Origin of the sequence: Anaerocolumna aminovalerica, assembly GCF_900115365.1 — a bacterium.
Taxonomy (GTDB): Bacteria; Bacillota; Clostridia; order Lachnospirales; family Lachnospiraceae; genus Anaerocolumna; species Anaerocolumna aminovalerica.
The window spans coordinates 1-16711 of the sequence record NZ_FOWD01000014.1 but is presented as its reverse complement, the minus strand read 5'-3'; the positions used below and the strand labels follow the sequence as shown (position 1 = coordinate 16711).

The 16711-nt window shown below is 33.0% G+C and carries 15 protein-coding genes; 10 read left to right on the top strand and 5 right to left on the bottom strand.

What is annotated here, in order from left to right:
- The first annotated feature begins 401 nt into the window (after positions 1 to 401).
- Both abc-f and BM183_RS09375 read left to right on the top strand, forming a co-directional pair.
- Entirely contained in the window at positions 402 to 2324 is a 1923-nt protein-coding gene (abc-f, locus tag BM183_RS09380) for a ribosomal protection-like ABC-F family protein (protein WP_091686415.1), read from the top strand.
- Between the two features lie 78 nt (positions 2325 to 2402).
- Positions 2403 to 2846 (top strand): GNAT family N-acetyltransferase, encoded by a 444-nt coding sequence (locus BM183_RS09375; protein ID WP_091686413.1) that lies wholly within the window; start codon positions 2403 to 2405, stop codon positions 2844 to 2846.
- A gap of 197 nt (positions 2847 to 3043) precedes the next feature.
- Here the strand turns inward: BM183_RS09375 and BM183_RS21255 are convergent, their stop codons facing one another.
- Positions 3044 to 3874, bottom strand: coding sequence for a methyl-accepting chemotaxis protein (locus BM183_RS21255; RefSeq protein WP_091686412.1), 831 nt, complete (start codon positions 3872 to 3874; stop codon positions 3044 to 3046).
- Between the two features lie 231 nt (positions 3875 to 4105).
- Here BM183_RS21255 and BM183_RS09365 point away from each other — a divergent pair, with 231 nt between their 5' ends.
- Positions 4106 to 5428, top strand: coding sequence for an MATE family efflux transporter (locus tag BM183_RS09365; protein WP_091686410.1), 1323 nt, complete (start codon positions 4106 to 4108; stop codon positions 5426 to 5428).
- A 240-nt stretch (positions 5429 to 5668) separates the two neighbouring features.
- On the top strand, positions 5669 to 6715 hold the full coding sequence (locus BM183_RS09360) for an ABC transporter substrate-binding protein (RefSeq protein WP_091686408.1): 1047 nt from the start codon (positions 5669 to 5671) through the stop codon (positions 6713 to 6715).
- A gap of 127 nt (positions 6716 to 6842) precedes the next feature.
- Here BM183_RS09360 and BM183_RS09355 read toward each other — a convergent pair whose 3' ends face one another.
- Positions 6843 to 7355 carry a spore coat protein gene (locus tag BM183_RS09355; RefSeq protein WP_091686406.1) on the bottom strand — a complete coding sequence of 171 codons (513 nt, stop codon included), beginning with the start codon at positions 7353 to 7355 and terminating at the stop codon, positions 6843 to 6845.
- Positions 7356 to 7763: 408 nt separating this feature from the next.
- On the opposite strand from BM183_RS09355, the gene BM183_RS09350 reads away from it, so the two are divergent.
- The 4 genes from BM183_RS09350 (at position 7764) to BM183_RS09335 (ending at position 12522) form a co-directional block, all read left to right on the top strand.
- Complete coding sequence (locus BM183_RS09350; RefSeq protein WP_091686404.1) at positions 7764 to 9716, top strand: elongation factor G; 1953 nt, start codon at positions 7764 to 7766, stop codon at positions 9714 to 9716.
- Positions 9717 to 10085: 369 nt separating this feature from the next.
- Complete coding sequence (locus BM183_RS09345) at positions 10086 to 10535, top strand: DUF2975 domain-containing protein (protein WP_091686402.1); 450 nt, start codon at positions 10086 to 10088, stop codon at positions 10533 to 10535.
- A gap of 10 nt (positions 10536 to 10545) precedes the next feature.
- The gene (locus BM183_RS09340; RefSeq protein ID WP_091686400.1) at positions 10546 to 10758 is read left to right on the top strand and encodes a helix-turn-helix domain-containing protein; all 213 of its coding nucleotides are present in this window, start codon (positions 10546 to 10548) and stop codon (positions 10756 to 10758) included.
- A 204-nt stretch (positions 10759 to 10962) separates the two neighbouring features.
- Complete coding sequence (locus BM183_RS09335; protein ID WP_091686398.1) at positions 10963 to 12522, top strand: DUF4153 domain-containing protein; 1560 nt, start codon at positions 10963 to 10965, stop codon at positions 12520 to 12522.
- A 46-nt stretch (positions 12523 to 12568) separates the two neighbouring features.
- Here BM183_RS09335 and BM183_RS09330 read toward each other — a convergent pair whose 3' ends face one another.
- Entirely contained in the window at positions 12569 to 13342 is a 774-nt protein-coding gene (locus tag BM183_RS09330; protein WP_091686396.1) for a 3'-5' exonuclease, read from the bottom strand.
- Between the two features lie 160 nt (positions 13343 to 13502).
- Between BM183_RS09330 and BM183_RS20705 the strand changes: the two genes are divergently transcribed.
- Positions 13503 to 13655 carry a CPC_1213 family protein gene (locus BM183_RS20705; protein ID WP_170847948.1) on the top strand — a complete coding sequence of 51 codons (153 nt, stop codon included), beginning with the start codon at positions 13503 to 13505 and terminating at the stop codon, positions 13653 to 13655.
- Between the two features lie 104 nt (positions 13656 to 13759).
- Here the strand turns inward: BM183_RS20705 and BM183_RS09325 are convergent, their stop codons facing one another.
- Both BM183_RS09325 and BM183_RS20700 read right to left on the bottom strand, forming a co-directional pair.
- The gene (locus tag BM183_RS09325; protein WP_091686395.1) at positions 13760 to 14035 is read right to left on the bottom strand and encodes a hypothetical protein; all 276 of its coding nucleotides are present in this window, start codon (positions 14033 to 14035) and stop codon (positions 13760 to 13762) included.
- 93 nt (positions 14036 to 14128) lie between these two features.
- Positions 14129 to 14659, bottom strand: a complete 531-nt coding sequence (locus BM183_RS20700) for a hypothetical protein (protein ID WP_170847947.1) — start codon at positions 14657 to 14659, stop codon at positions 14129 to 14131.
- Positions 14660 to 15008: 349 nt separating this feature from the next.
- Between BM183_RS20700 and BM183_RS09315 the strand changes: the two genes are divergently transcribed.
- Positions 15009 to 16616: a mannitol dehydrogenase family protein gene (locus tag BM183_RS09315; RefSeq protein ID WP_091686393.1), complete on the top strand. Its 1608-nt coding sequence runs from the start codon at positions 15009 to 15011 to the stop codon at positions 16614 to 16616.
- Positions 16617 to 16711 lie beyond the last annotated feature (95 nt).

Here is a 16711-nt window from a genome sequence, read left to right as displayed (position 1 = left end):
ATAGAAATATAGCATAATATGTAACTATATTATATTTTGAAAGGTAATTTTGTAATGAATAATATTCTTAAATGGGTAAAATTAGAATCTATTATGATCGCAACATTTTTCGTTAAGGGGATAGGTGCGTCCAAATTTAATAGATTTTATAGAAACCATATAAGAATTTTGGAGAAATCATAAAGAAGTGATAACACACATTCACTATATTTGATATGTTTGATAATGGAAGCTAAGAATTATTAGTGATACATTAAAAACCCAAAGCTTATTGGCTTTGGGTTTTTTTGCGTTTATAGGTAGGTTGAAAAAATATATATTCTCAACCGGGATTTGTGTTATGGAACAAATTGTTATTGTTATTAAAAGGCGATAAAGCGCTAGAATTGAGGTTAATTAAAATGATAGAATTAGGAATTAATAATTTAGCAAAATATTACGGTGCAACAAAAATATTTGAAAAAATCTCATTTGAGATTAAAACAGGCGAAAGAATTGGCTTGATTGGCCAGAATGGATGTGGTAAGACATCTATTTTTAAGATTCTTATGGGACTGGAAGATTATCAGGAAGGAGATATAAATATTCGGAAAGATGCAAAGATCGGATATCTGAATCAGATTCCTGATTATGATGAGAATGTTAAGACAATAGAAGTGATTCGCATGGCTTTTGATAATGTGTTTTTAATTAAAAATAAGATGAAAGAATTAGAAATGCAATTTAATACATTAACTGGAAGTGAATTAGAGAAGGCTATTCATAACTATGGTAGATTATCAGAACACTTTGAATTAGAAGGTGGCTATGAACTAGAAACGAAAATTAGTAAGATTACAGAAGGACTTCAAATTACGGAGGCCTTAAAGGAAATGTCTTTTCAAAGTCTTAGTGGTGGTGAAAAAACAAGAGTTACTTTAGGAAAAATTCTCTTAGAAGAACCTGATATTTTACTGTTAGATGAACCAACAAACCATTTGGATTTAGAAACCATAAGTTGGTTGGAGAACTTTTTAAAAGATTATAAGGGATGTGTATTTATTATATCCCATGATAGGTATTTCTTAGATAATGTGGTAGATAAAATTATAGAACTGGAATATAGCAAAGCCAGTATTTATCATGGTAATTACAGTTATTATGTACTGGAAAAGGAAAGAAGATTTCTTATTGATTATAAAAATTATCAAAATCAGCAAAAGAAAATTGAACAAATGGAAAATCAAATCAAAAGATACCGAATTTGGGGAGCAATGCGTGACAGCGATAAGATGTATAAACGTGCCAAAGAACTTGAAAAACGTCTGGAAAAAATAGATGTTCATGACAGACCGGTATTAGATGCAAAAATAGTAAGTTTTAATCAGGGAAATATAGAAAGGACAGGAAACATTGTTCTTAATACGGAGCAAATCGGTAAATCTTTTGAGGATAAAACACTATTTTCTAATATTGATTTAACAATATTTTATCAGAATAGGGTTTGTATTATCGGAAAAAATGGAAGTGGAAAATCTACTTTTTTGAAGATAATCTTAGAAGAATTAAAACCGGATTCCGGTTCCATAAAAATAGGTTCTCAAGTAAAAATAGGCTATTTACCTCAACAGGTAGAATTTGCAGACGAAGAACAGACCATACTGGAATACTTTTCGGGACAATATGATATTACCTATGAAATAGCCAGACGGCAACTGGCAAAAGTATTATTTTATCAAGATGATGTTAATAAAAAAATAAAAAATTTATCAGGAGGAGAAAAAAGCAGGCTGAAACTGTGTTCCCTCACCTTTGAAAAAGTTAATTTCATGATATTAGACGAGCCTACCAATCACTTAGATATAGATTCCAGAGAAGTTTTAGAAGAAATGTTGATGGAATACGAAGGAACCTTACTTTTTGTATCCCATGACAGGTACTTTATTAATAAAGTAGCTGATAATATAATCGAGATAGAAGACGGCAGCTTCAAAAAATACGACGGAGACTACAATTACTATCTGGAAGAAATTAAGAAGCAGAAGGAAAAGAATCCGACTCTTTTATCGAAAAGTACTGTTGAAAAAGAGATAAAAAAAGAAGTAAGAAAGAAAAAAGAAAATCCGGATAAATCTAAGGAAGATACTCAAAGGAAAAAAATGATAGAATCCATTGAAAAAGAAATAGAAGAAATGGAATTAAAATTAAAACATTTGGAAGAAGAAATGGATAACCATAATTCTGATATAAATTACCTAAAAGATGCCTTCATTGAGAAAGAAAAACTAGTAAATGAATTAGAATCTGCTTACGAAACATGGGAAAGTTATAATTTATCCCAGTAGGACGTTTACCTGCTTTAGATTAAAAAAAGAACTATAATGCCTAATTCATGGGAATTTTAAACACGGAGGAATACAGGAATGGAAAATATAGTAGTAACCAGAATGGAAGAAAATATGATTGGAGAATGCGTTGATTTATTTATTTCAACTTTTTCAAGAGAACCTTGGAATGATGTATATGAATCAAGAGAACAGGTAAGAGAATTTTTTAAGAACCATTTTGCAAATAATTATTTTTTAGGGTATGTGATTAGCATTAATGGAAAAATAAAAGGGCTATGTATAGGTATGAAAAAACCTTGGATAAAAGGATTAGAATACTATATAGATGAATTTTGTATAGACTATAGTCTACAAGGAAAAGGAATTGGGAGTAAATTTATTAAAGAAATTGAGATAGCTATTAGAAAAGAAGGATTAAACGGGATAATATTAAATACAGAAAAAGAATTTCCAGCTTTTCAATTTTATAAAAAGAATGGTTTTAAAGATTTTGGAGATTTAGTGATAATGGGAAAATAATTTAATGATAGTTTAGAAAATGAAATAAATTAATATAAACTAAAATTATTTATAAAACAGCTTTGCCCCTCAAAAAATTAGATGGAACTTTGAGAATAGGGGATATAGGTTTCTTGTTCCATAGGAAACCTATATCCCCTATTCTCAAAGTTCTTTACTACCCTTAAGTGGGCAAAACGTATGTAGGTTATAATACCTTATAATTTATCAGCCAATGCCCCAAGTAAATGTGCCGTAGAGGACAATTGCTCAAAAGAAGCCGCTATTTCCTGCAATGCCTCTGATTGCTGCTGGGATACTGCATCCGCATGTTTTACTTTATCATTAATCTTGGTTATAGCATTTGAAATATCTTTGATAACAGTATCAATTTTACCGATAGATTCATTTGATGACATGGATAACTTTCTAATTTCGCCGGCTACTACGTTAAATCCCCTGCCGAATTCCCCGGCTCTGGCTGCTTCAATAGAAGCATTTAATCCTAATAAGTTAGTTTGAGAAGATACATTTTTAATAAAATCAACGATGCTGCTGGTGTTGCTTGCCATATTGGTTGCTTCATTTGTTTCACTCAGAATTTCATTATTCATATTTGCTAAGTCATAAACACCATGAGCAATCTGGTTTATACTTGTTTCAATGTGTTTTAATGCGTCAATAAGATTTTGCGTTATTTTACCTACTTCATCCTTTTTAGAAAGACTTTTACCTATTGCAATGGAACCAATAACATCACCATCGTCATCTTTAATGGGTACCATATAGGATTTAAAGGATACCCCGATAAAGTCTTCAGGAATAACAGTTACATCAATATTTCCCTTTTCCATAGCTTCCTTAACAAATTTTCCTGGTTCCGAATCAACTGCAATTTTGGCATCAATCTCTTTACTCCCCTGATAGTAAAGGACCTTCTCCCTGTCAGTTAACATGATTTCAATATCATGATCGAAAAAAGTATCGATTAATGGGATAGCATAATAAATGCTATTTAGAATTTCACTACCGCAATCCATCTTTAACATTAAAAACTCCTCCTATGTATAGGTTAAGTATTACTATACTACCATTTTATACTAGTTATTCGGTATGTCAATAGTTGTGGATTAAAATTACAATAGTAACAAATACCAGACAGAAAGACATTAAAATTTTTGTAAAAAATACATTTGATTACAATATATGATAGTGCTATACTGTTTTGATGTGAGGTTTGGGCTATTAAAGGGCGCTAAAGGGCCGGAATTGAGGTTAATATGACAAAGAATATGACTGGTGGCAATATACCAAAACATTTAATATCATTTGCATTGCCCATGATACTTGGGAATATGTTTCAATTAACTTATAATGCAGTAGATTCCATTATTGTTGGGCGGTTTGCAGGTGAAAAGGCTCTTGCAAGTGTTGGAACTGCCAATCCGATTATGAATATTATAATTTTCTTTATAGTAGGAATATGTATGGGAACTTCTGTACTTATGAGTGAATTTTACGGTTCCGGTGATATGGATAAGTTTCATAGAGAAATATCAACTTCATTAATAGCAGGTCTGACCTTTACAGTGATTATGACAGCAATCTGTATGATGTTATCGAAGCCAATTTTAATTATGCTTCGTACTCCGGAGGAAATTCTTAATTCATCTATAGCTTATCTTCATGTTATTTTCTTAGGTTTGTTATTCACATTTATTTATAATTTTTATGCAGCCAGTCTTCGAAGCATTGGGGATTCAAAAACACCGCTGATTTTTTTAGCTATTTCTTCTGTACTTAATGGAAGCCTGGACTTAATCTTTGTAGGTTATTTTAAAATGGGGGTAGTTACCGCCGCATATACCACTATAGCAGCAGAAGCGGTATCTGCAATTCTATGTGTGATTTATGTCTGGAAAAAGGTTCCTGAGCTGCGGCTAAAAAGACAGGAAATTACATTTGATAAAGAATTACTTAAGAAAACTGTAAGTTTTAGCTGGGCATCTGCCATGCAGCAAACTTGCCTATATGTAGGAAAGGTTCTCGTTCAAGGAGCTGTTAACCCGTTGGGGGTGGAAAGTATTGCGGCATTTAATGCAGTTAATCGTGTGGATGACTTTGCCTTTACGCCTCAGCAAAGTATCGGTGCCGCGATGACAACTTTTATTGCCCAAAATCGTGGTGCAAATCAATCAGAACGAATCAAAAAGGGACTAAAAATAGGAATGATTCTGGAGAATATTTATTGGATTATCATTGGAAGTATTGTCTTGCTATTTGCAAAACCAATTATGTCTTTATTTTTATCTCCAGAAGACAGTAAGTCAATTGGATTAGGTGTGGTGTATTTGACTTATATGGCTTTTTTTTATGTATTTCCGGCAAATACAAATGGAATACAAGGTTTCTTTAGAGGGATGGGGCAAATGAGTATTACATTGAAAGCAACATTTAGCCAGATTGTTTTCCGTGTTATATTTGCCTATATTTTAGCACCCTATTTCGGATTTTCAGGTATTGCCTTTGCCTGCCTGGCAGGATGGATTGCTATGTTAGCCTATGAACTTCCTAACTTATTTAGGTGGAAAAAACTAATTTAATTAATTATTTTCGCAATTTAGCTAATTACAAATAATTCCTATTGAAGATAAATAGGTTATAAATACTATAAAAAGTAAGTTTTCCTTTTGATACCAAATGAAAATTAGACAAATTGCACAAAAAAGGCATGTACATTTTTAAAGATATGCACATTGACACACTAGTATACTAGTGTTAAACTTACATTGAAAACGGAAATTAATTTCCGTAAAGATAACAATAAAAGGAGAGAACATTTAATGAAGAAGATTATTTCTATCTTATTAGTTGCTGTAATGTCTTTAAGCCTTGTAGCATGTAGTCCTTCTAAATCTACAACTGAAACAGCAAACTCAAATGGAACTGAAAACACAGAGAATACCAATAATCCAGGTAAGAAAACAGTATATTTCTTAACAAAGATTCTTGGTAACCAATATTGGTCAGTAGTAGAACAAGGTGCTAAAGATGCAGCAGCAGAATTAGGTATTAATCTTGTTGTTACTGGTCTTGCAAATGAAGCTGAAATCGAAAAACAAGTTCAGCAATTACAAGATGCTGTATCTGCAAAAGCAGATGCTATCGTACTTGGACCTGTTGATAGTACAGCAATGGTTAACCCTGTAAATGATGCTTTTAATTCAGGTATTCCAATCATTGTAGTTGATACAATGATCAACACTGAAAACTATAGCGCAGCATTAATGACTGATAACGTAGAAGCTGGTAAAATTGCAGCTGAAGAAATGATCAACCGTATGAAGACAGCTGGTGTTTCTGAAACAGAAAAAGCTCAAATCGCAGTTCAAATCGGTAGCAGTGGTTCTCAAACAATCATTGACCGTTTAAAAGGTTTTAACGAATACTGGGATGCTAATGCTCCAGAAGCTTGGGAAGTTTTAAATAATGACATTAAAGTTAACGACGGTGATATCACAAAAGCAGTAGGTTTTACACAAGACTTCTTAACCGCTTACCCAGACTTAAAGGGTGTATTTGGTCCTAACAATGGTAGTACAGTAGGTTTCGTTACTGGATTAAAAGAATCCGGACGTAAAGATATTGTTATGGTTGGATTTGACTTCTCCGCTGAAATTGAACAACTGATCAGAGAAGGTGAATTCGAAGTAGCTACAGTTCTTCAAAAACAATACTTAATGGGATATGAAGGCGTTAAGACTGCTATCGCATTATCAGAAGGAAAACAACCAGAAGAAAAATTAATTGATACTGGTGTTATGGTAGTAGATAAAGAAAATGTTGATGCAACAGAAGTTCAAGAAGTTATCAACCCATCAGGTAAATAAGATATATTTTTTAGTTTAAGGAATAATTTGTTCTGTATATAATATGACCTTCGAGAGTATAAAACGCTTTTTCAGCGTGGGCTGCTCCCGAAGGTCAATTTTAATTCTATAGAGATAAATTCTATATTTACTTGGGACTGTACATGCCTTGGCTTTCCATGTATTTGTAGATAGATTCTCCATGCTTTTGTTCTTCTTTTTGAATATGGTTTAAAACATCACGTACTTGTGGGTCTTTAAATTCAAAAATAGCCGTATTATAAGTTCCGGAAACATATTTTTCAGTCATTAGAAGATCGGTACATAAGTCTTTATCACTGGCTTGAAAACCACCGGAAGAAGCTTTGGATTGTGAGCTTTGAGAGGAATTGCCGGTACTTTCTTCCCTTGAATTATTACTGCTTTGGCTGTTTGAACCTTGGCTGCTTTTCATTGATGGGACTTTGCCGCTAAGTAGTTGGTTAATGGTATTTAAATGTTCTTCCTCCTGTTTTTTGTTACTGTTCAGTATACTCTTTAATTCCGGATCAGCAGCTAAATTAGCATAATTAGCATATTTTTGTATACAGATCTGTTCTTCAGTTTTTTGATCTTCTAGTAAAAATTTCTCTTTTGTTGTCAATGTTATATTTGTTATCATATTAATCCACCTCCTAATGCTTAGTATTCTTATAAATCACGATAATATGTAGGATATAATACAAATAACAGCAAAATATTTATTACATCCGGGGAAAAACCGAAATAAGGAAAAGATAAACAAGTATCTTAAAATATAAAAATACTGAAAGCATTAGCAGTATATTAATCAGTTACCTTTAAGAACAGGAACAATAATATAGAAGTAGAAAGGGGCAGTTAAGGGTGGTATAATAGAACCATTATATTGGAATATGGATTTAACATGAACTTAAATATAGAATCAAACAATAATTAATCATCAGGTGATTAGGTTGAAAAAACAATGTTTTTTCAACTGGCAATTTGTACTGGCCCACAAATTACTTTCGTTATCCAAAGGCGCTAAAGCGCCAGAATCGAGGTTAACATGAAAAAAACCATAGGAATTCTTGCTCATGTAGATGCAGGAAAAACTACTTTATCTGAACAAATACTATATTATACCGGAAGTATTCGTAGTTTAGGAAGAGTGGATAACAAAACTTCTTATCTGGATACGGATGAAATTGAACAAAACAGAGGCATAACCATATTCTCAGGTCAGGGAATATTTGAATATAAAGGGGATACCTATTACCTCCTTGATACACCGGGACATGTAGATTTTTCATCTGAGACGGAACGTTCTATTTCTGCTTTGGATTATGCCATAGTAGTTATTAGCGGAGGTTCCGGAGTGCAAGCCCATACAACTACTTTATTTCATTTATTACAAGCATATCACATACCTGCCTTTTTCTTTATTAATAAAACAGATCTAGCCGGCTTTTCTCTGGAAAGCATATTAGAGGATATGAAATATAAATTAACGGAAGATATTTTATATTATAAAAAACCTCTTTCTTCTTTAGCTGAGTTTGCTGCGGAACGGGATGAAGTTTTTTTAGAGGCTTATCTGGATGAAAGCTTCGTTAAAGAAACTTTGGAAGCTTCTTTAATCAATTTGATCAAAGAAGAGAAATGTTATCCGATTATAACCGGAGCAGCTTTAAAAGGAGAAGGGATTGAACGGCTGTTAGATGTATTTTCAAGTCTGACAAAAACGAACTATCAAAATCTTGAAGGTGAAGGAACTTTTTTAGGGAAGGTTTTTAAAATACGTTATGATGAGAATGGAAACAGACTGACTTTTATAAAAGGGTTAAAAGGAAAACTTAAGGTAAAAGATGAATTCCTATTCCAGCAGGAAGGCGAAATCTATAAGGAAAAGATTAATGAAATACGGATATATAATGGGAAAAAATATGAAAGTAAGAGTATTGGGGCAGCAGGAGATGTTTTTGCGGTTACCGGACTAAAAACACCAATTAGCGGTACTATTTTGGAAACCGGAGAAACGGTTGTATGTAAGAATTATAGCTACTATCTGGTTTCTCCCCTTCAATCCAAGATAACAATCTTAGACGGTACCTCGAATACAAAATGTATGGAAATACTTCGTGTGCTGGAAGCAGAAGATCCTATATTATCTGTTTCTTATAATAAAAATACCGATGAAATGCTGGTAAATGTTATGGGCAAAATACAACTGGAAGTCATGGAAGAAGAAATTAAGAATAGATTCGGTATTCTGGTTACTTTTGAAAAGCCGAAAGTTCAATACAAGGAAACCATAAAATCCCCAGTTGTGGGGTACGGGCATTTTGAACCACTAAGGCATTATGCTGAAGTTCAGGTAAGGTTAGAACCGAATCAAAGGAGAAAAGGAATAACATTCAGTAGTGAATGCCGTGTAGATGATTTATCTCTAAATTATCAAAGGCTCGTTGAAACTCATGTTTTTGAAAAGGTTCATAAAGGAGTATTAACCGGCGGGCCAATTACGGATATAAATATTGTTCTTCAAAATGGACGAGCCCATATAAAACATACAGAAGGCGGAGATTTTAGAGAGGCCACATATAGAGCAATCAGACAAGGCCTGGAGAAGGCAAAGTCTATTTTATTGGAACCGTTCTATCAGTTTGATATATATATAGAAGAGGATTACCTGGGCAGGGTAATGTCTGATATTCAGAAAATGGGAGGCACCTTCCAAGCCCCGGTTCAAATGGACAGGAATGTGTTAATACATGGAAGAGGACCGGTGGAAACATTTATGGAATATAGTACAGACTTAGTATCTTTTACAAAAGGAACTGGCAGCATCAGTCTGCGATTTGATGGCTATGATATATGCCGGAAAGAGGAGGAAGTAGTACAAAAAATTGGTTATGACAAGGAAAGAGATGTAGAGAATACTTCCTGGTCAGTATTTTGTGCAAAAGGAACTTCCTTTACAGTGCCTTGGAACGAAGCAGAAAAATATATGCACACATAAAATTACATAAACTCATAACAATTAGTAAAAACTAGATCCTTATAATGAAAGGTGATAACGGTTTTATTTACCTTATGTGCTAGCAGCGGCTGATAATTGAAATAAGAGATTTACCTTTGATATATTAATACAAATTAGAGAACCACTTATTATATGAATGTGAATTATGGAACCTTATTTAGTTTCATAACTTATGTAACCATTTCTAATGAATGATATTACATAAGAACGATTCAGTCATATTTTAGGTGGTTATTTTTATCAATAATAATTTATTGTTATTCGATAAATTATTATTGACATTCGTAATTACTAGGAGTATATTATAAGAAATAGTAAAATAAATATTATTTGGAGGATGTTACCATTATGAAGAAAAATCCATATGTTCAATTTACGAAATACTTAATAGACTTTATGTTTCTCTCAGGAATCATAGTCTGTGGGGGAGTTCCATTTATTTTTAAGGAAGCAGGAAGGTATATTCCGATTTTTAAAGAAAACTACTTTCCTTTTTGCATTATATTTATGATGGCTGGTGTATTTGCCTTAATTATTCTATGGAATCTGCGTAAAATGCTTCAGACGGTAATCCGTGAAGATCCATTTGTCAGGGAAAATGTTGCAGCGCTAAAGAGAATGGGATCCTGTGCCTTTATCATTGCATTTATTATGTCATTAAGACTTTTTTTTGTAATAACTCCTGCAGCATTAGTTATTATCTTAGTTTTTTTAGTAGCAGGTCTATTTTCTCTGGTACTCTCTCAGGTGTTTGATCAGGCAGTTACTTACAAACAAGAAAATGACTTAACAATATAGGAGGTAACCAATGATTATAGTGAATTTGGATGTTGTGATGGCTCAAAGAAAGATAGGGTTAACCGAATTAGCAAAAGAAGTTGATATCTCCATGGCAAATCTGTCTATTTTAAAAAATAATAAGGCAAAGGCCATACGGTTTAGCACTCTGGAATCAATATGTAAAGCTCTGAATTGCCAGCCAGGAGATATATTAGCTTATGTAGATGAAGAAGAGGAATAGAATAAAAAGAATTTGAAAAGAAATTAAAAAGGAAATTGAAATTGAAAAAGGAAATTGAAATGGAAATTAAAGAAAATTAGAAAAGAAATTAAAGAAGAAACAAAGAAGAAATTAAAGAAGAAATTTAAAAGAAATTAAAAAGAACCTAAAAAGAAATATAAAAGAAGTTTTAAAAAAATTAAAGTTATTAAAGGAGGATTTATAATGGAACAATTGAATAGCGGTCTTCCCGTTAATCAGGAGGACAATCAACCTACAGTATTAGATTCTGCTGAAAATAAGAATCCATCACTGCTTCATAAAGTGCGCCCAAATTTCGGAATATTTGGCGGTATTAGTTTACTATTTGGAGCTTCATATACGTTTTTATTTTATAAAGCAAGGCTAGGTCTTAATATATTAATATTTACGGTTATTATGACAGTGCTATTGGTGATAGTCATAAAAAGCTTATCTATAAAGGTAAAAAGAGGAACAGCTGCTTATTATACAGGTGTCTTATTATTAGGAGCTTCCTGCCTATTTACTTCAAGTTGGATACTGCATTTTCTGAATATAATTGGTATTTTACTATTATTAGATTTGTCGCTGTTACATCAATTTTATGACGATCAGGAATGGGATTTGCTAAAACATCTTACCCGGATGTTATTATTGCCCTTTTCTTGTATTGCCACAATTGCCATGCCCTTTAAAGACAGTTTATTATTTTTCCAAAATACGGAGATATTAAAGAATAAAAAGGTAAGAAATATTCTTCTTGGTGTAGTAATTTCATTGCCCCTTCTGGGAATAATGATTGGATTATTGTCCAGTGCAGACCTACTGTTTCGAAGTATGTTTAAAAACATATATACATTTATATTTTCATCTAATTTATTTGCAGTAATCTTTATGATTATAATGGGTTTCCTTGCATGTTACTGTATTATTTGCGGAAGTACTGCAAAAGCAGGTATTGAAGAAGTACCAAGACCTTTTACTAAGGCAGATGCTTCTATAGCAGTTACTGCTTTAGTATTACTTAGTTTGGTATATGCAATTTTTTGCGGCATTCAGATACTTTATCTGTTTACCGGAGGTTTTTCTGTGTTGCCTAAGGGATTTACCTTTTCAGAATATGCCAGAAGAGGTTTTTTTGAACTTCTTTTGGTAACAGCCATTAATATTTTGCTTATAATTTTCATTACAAAATACTTTGAAGATAGTAAACTGATTCGTATTATTTTGACTTTTATGACAGTATGTACTTATATTATGATTGGTTCAGCAGCTTACCGCATGATACTTTATATCGGAGCATATAACCTGACCTTTTTAAGGCTGTTTGTTTTACTGTTTCTTTTTATTGATACATTTGTATTAGCCGGTGTAATTATTTATGTTTTTAATAGAAAATTTCCGCTATTTCATTATTGTGTTATAGTAACTGGGGTATGCTACATTGCATTCTCATTTTCAAAGCCGGATTATTATATTGCATATTATCAGATACAACAAAAAGAAGAATTAGATATTGTGGATATTAATTTTTTAACCAATGTACTGTCCCTTGATGCAGCACCTGTTGTTCTTCCAGCACTTGAAGAAATGGAAGAAAGCAACAATATGTCTGTGGGCCAAATAAATGATTTTTTAACGAAAGAAGACTTTATTCTGAAAGTTGAACAGTATCACGAAACTATACGAATGGAAAAATATAATAGGAAATTAAGAGATTTTAATTTATCCTATGAGGGCGCTTACAGGGCTCTGAATAAATAGGCAGAATCCCTGTTTCAGTTTTAAAATTTTCCGTCCCCCTTTTCTATTAGCCAGGAGGAAATAATTTAATAAATTGATGAGTTTTTCCCATTTTGTAAGCAAGAAGGACAATTCCTTTTTCTTCTTCGGAAAATTCTCTGTTATACATTTTTTCAAATTGTTTTATAAGGCCTTCCACATCAATTGTTTTTTTGGGTTTAATTGCTTGTATAACAATCTTATCCGGATCATAAATTTTTGCTTCCCTATAGGAAGGACGTAATCTTTTAAAAATTTCCGAAGTATAATATGCATCGGAAGACGCATCGTGAAAAGTTTGATTTATTGGTATATTTAACAATTCTACCGCAGTTTGCAGACTCAATAATTTTTTAGAGGAAAGACCAAAATGAAGGGATACCAAAGGTTGAATATTTATATATTTACTTGGTAAACAGCTATTATCCAGTTGATGATATTTTGTATTACGGAATAATTCCTTAATATCAGACATACCCCATGTACAAAATACAGAATCGGTATCTCCTATAAAATCCAGAAATGCCATGTAAACGTCAGGAAAAATTTCTTCCGCTAAGAGCTGCTCTGTAGTTATTCCTGTTAATTCGGAGATAAAGGGACTTACCCTGGTATATATGGTTGGTCTAATAAAACGGTTAAAAGTAGAAATACTATGATAATAAGAATCTAATTTGACAGCGCCAATTTGAATGATTTCAAAAGGATAAAATACCTTTTTATCTATTTGAGAACCTTTTTCATCCATTATTGTGTTTGGAATATCCTGATTAAATTCTAAGTCGAATACGATATAGTTCATAGATTTCTCCTTTAATTAGATATAAGTTATATTTTTAATGGACTAATTTACTATTATGTAATAAATATAAAAATATATGCAATATGTTAAAAGTGGTCTTGGATAAATCCAAGTAAGGAGTACATACTAAAAAAGAAGATTTATTCCAAGGAGGACTTAAATGGCGTCAAATAATAAAATGAAAAGTACTAAAAATAATAAAAAAGAAGATGGCAAGTTTCATTCCAAACATATAAAGCATGATCCCCAAGCAGAAAGTGCACGTGCAGTATTTGGTCTGAAAGAGGATAATCCTAAAGATAAGCATTTGTAAAAAGTAAAGTATAATTTAAAATACTAGAAAAAGTGAAGTGCTCCCTGCCAAGAAGGCAGAGGGCACTTCAAAAGATTAAATTTAGAGGTGCAATTTAAAAAACATTAATTTAAATCAGGGGAATCTACACCCTGTGCCAGATCAATCATTTCAGAAGTTGATAAACTAAGGCCGTTTTCCATTACATCAACTTCCCCTTCACTTTCACCCATAGATACAGGTTCTTTAGGGGAAATTTTTTTTGTAAAATCACCATCTTCATTAACAATACGATTACTGGTAAATGGTGAGAAGGTTCCTTTTTCTAAATCATATTTTTCTACTATCTCTTCATCGATTGGGAAATTTCCCGCTTTTGTCTCCATATATAATTTTTCCATTGTATCTCCCATCTGCCATAAAATAGGCTATCTACGTGTATTCATAAGTTGTTTTACAATTGATATAGAAAGGATGTTTTGTTGTTATAGAATTTAGAAGCATTGGAAAAAAATGATTCTTCTTGTATTCAGTATAGTATACTCCCAGCCTCTTCTTCCCCATCGGAATCCGATTAAGATATTACCAGTTAAAAATACCGGATAAAACCAGAAACTATTGCCATTCCTTAACCATATAAAAGTAAAACGGAACAGACATCTTCCAATTTGTCTTATATTAACTGGGGTGCGTGGAGTTAATGGAGTAAACTCAGGTGGTGCGGACCTTGGAGGTGCAAATTGTTCTCTACCGGGTAAACCGGGACCACCGGGGGTAGGACCAGGGCCACCGGGAGGGAAACCAGGACCGCCAGGAGGGAAACCAGGGCCACCGGGAGGAAAACCAGGACCACCAGGAGGAAAACCAGGACCGCCAGGAGGGAAACCAGGACCACCGGGAGGGCCACCAGGTCTACCAGGACCACCAGGTCTGCCAGGACCAGGACGACGTCTTTGGTCATTCCGCTGTGACGCTTCTACCTGCTCATTCCTATCTTCATTTTCATTAAAAAAAGTATAATTCAATAGGGTTACCTCTTTGTTTTATATTACATTATAATATATGCAATAAGAAAAAGAGGGTGATAGGGAAGGGTGTCTTTCCCTTGGATAATCAGAATGTTAAGGAAGAAGTTTCATTTTCAGGAGGATATAAGAATATTGTCAATGATATTCATCCTGTATAAATAATTATAAAAATAGTATCTAATTTAATACTATAATTATTCATTGAAATTTTGCGTTTCGTTAAAATTTTTAAATCTCTCAGCGGAGTTACATTGTTAAAAAAAAATCACTTGCCATTTAGCTTAATAAGTGACATTATAATTAGCGGAGACTTTTACTAAATAAGAATTAAGGATGATAGATTATTATGAAATTAAAAAATGAAGAATTAAAAAATGTAAGCCAGTGGACTCATGCAGGATTTCAAATACCCAGTTATGACAGGGAACAGATTGAAATCAATACAAAAAATAACCCTACATGGATTCGTTTTGGAACCGGAAATTTATTTAGGGCATTCCCTGCTAATATACAGCATACTATTTTAGAGAACCGTAGAGCAGATAAAGGAATTATTGCAGTATCCGGTACCAATTATCATGTTATTTCCCAATTATTTCAACCTCATGATAATTTAACAGTATTAGTTACCTTAAAAGCAGATGGAACAATTGAAAAGTCCGTAATAGGAAGTATTATGGAATCCATTACATTAGATTCCCAAAATCAAATTCACTGGAGCCGTTTAAAAGAAATATTCTCCGCACCAAGTCTTCAGCTGGCAAGCCTTACTATTACAGAAAAAGGTTATAGTTTAATGAATTCTAAAAAAGAATATTATCCGGATGTAAGGGAAGATTTTCAGAATGGGCCAGCAGCACCTCTTAATTATATGAGTAAGGTCACAGCTCTTTTATATAAGCGATTTAAACAGGGAGAATATCCTATAGCTATGGTAAGTATGGATAACTGTTCCCATAATGGAACAAAGTTAAAAGAATCCATCTGTACTATTGCGAAAATGTGGGTTAAAAATAGTCTTACAGAACCAGAATTTGAAGACTATTTAAATAATACCAATAAAGTTTCTTACCCATGGACCATGATAGATAAAATAACACCAAGAACAGACGAAAATGTAAGAAAACTATTAAAAGATGCAGGGTTAGAAGATGTTAATGATATAAAAACCGGCCGTAACAGTGTTGCACCCTTTGTAAATGCGGAAGAAACAGGCTATTTAGTCATAGAAGATGATTTTCCAAATGGAAGGCCAAATCTGGAAGAGGGCGGTGTTATCTTTACGGACAGAGAAACTGTAGACAAGGTAGAAAAGATGAAGGTATGTACCTGTTTGAACCCTCTGCATACCACATTAGCTATTTTTGGATGTTTGCTTGACTACACACTAATAGCAAAGGAAATGGAAGACCCTCATTTAAAATCCCTTGTTGAAAGAATAGGATATCAGGAAGGTCTGCCTGTTGTTATAAATCCTGGAATTATGAATCCAAAAGCATTCATAGATACCGTTTTAAACATCAGGATTCCCAATCCTTTCATTAATGATACTCCCCAAAGAATTGCTGAGGACACTTCCCAGAAAATGGCCATACGTTTTGGAGAAACTATAAAAGCCTACGAGAAAAGAACAGATCTAAAAGCCTCCCAACTAACATATATTCCTCTTGTAATAGCAGGATGGTGCAGATATTTAATGGGAATCAACGACAGAGGAGAAGAAATGAACATAAGTCCGGATCCCTTATTAGAAGAATTGACCCCGTATGTAAGGGACATATCTCTAGGGGATAAAGGACCATTTCATAAACAATTACAGCCTATTTTGTCTAACCCAAATATATTCGGAATCGATTTGTACAAAGCCGGTTTAGGGGAAAAGATTGAGAATTACTTTCAGGAACTTGTTTCCGATATAGGGGCTGTAAGAGAAACTTTAAGCAAATATCTTTGATAAATAAAAATTTAACTTATTAACGACGTACGCTTTGCCCTGAAGTTATGTGAAAAACTCAAAAGTGTTAATTGGGCCTTCATAATGACTCAATT

Excerpts from the sequence above, each read along its gene's own strand:
- BM183_RS09365 (WP_091686410.1), top strand. The coding sequence starts at position 4,106 with ATGACAAAGAATATGACTGGTGGCAATATACCAAAACATTTAATATCA.
- BM183_RS09360 (WP_091686408.1), top strand. The coding sequence starts at position 5,669 with ATGAAGAAGATTATTTCTATCTTATTAGTTGCTGTAATGTCTTTAAGC.
- BM183_RS09325 (WP_091686395.1), bottom strand. The coding sequence starts at position 14,035 with ATGGAAAAATTATATATGGAGACAAAAGCGGGAAATTTCCCAATCGAT.
- BM183_RS09355 (WP_091686406.1), bottom strand. The coding sequence starts at position 7,355 with ATGATAACAAATATAACATTGACAACAAAAGAGAAATTTTTACTAGAA.
- BM183_RS09315 (WP_091686393.1), top strand. The coding sequence starts at position 15,009 with ATGAAATTAAAAAATGAAGAATTAAAAAATGTAAGCCAGTGGACTCAT.
- BM183_RS09345 (WP_091686402.1), top strand. The coding sequence starts at position 10,086 with ATGAAGAAAAATCCATATGTTCAATTTACGAAATACTTAATAGACTTT.
- BM183_RS20705 (WP_170847948.1), top strand. The coding sequence starts at position 13,503 with ATGGCGTCAAATAATAAAATGAAAAGTACTAAAAATAATAAAAAAGAA.
- abc-f (WP_091686415.1), top strand. The coding sequence starts at position 402 with ATGATAGAATTAGGAATTAATAATTTAGCAAAATATTACGGTGCAACA.
- BM183_RS21255 (WP_091686412.1), bottom strand. The coding sequence starts at position 3,874 with ATGTTAAAGATGGATTGCGGTAGTGAAATTCTAAATAGCATTTATTAT.
- BM183_RS09340 (WP_091686400.1), top strand. The coding sequence starts at position 10,546 with ATGATTATAGTGAATTTGGATGTTGTGATGGCTCAAAGAAAGATAGGG.
- BM183_RS09350 (WP_091686404.1), top strand. The coding sequence starts at position 7,764 with ATGAAAAAAACCATAGGAATTCTTGCTCATGTAGATGCAGGAAAAACT.
- BM183_RS09330 (WP_091686396.1), bottom strand. The coding sequence starts at position 13,342 with ATGAACTATATCGTATTCGACTTAGAATTTAATCAGGATATTCCAAAC.
- BM183_RS09335 (WP_091686398.1), top strand. The coding sequence starts at position 10,963 with ATGGAACAATTGAATAGCGGTCTTCCCGTTAATCAGGAGGACAATCAA.
- BM183_RS09375 (WP_091686413.1), top strand. The coding sequence starts at position 2,403 with ATGGAAAATATAGTAGTAACCAGAATGGAAGAAAATATGATTGGAGAA.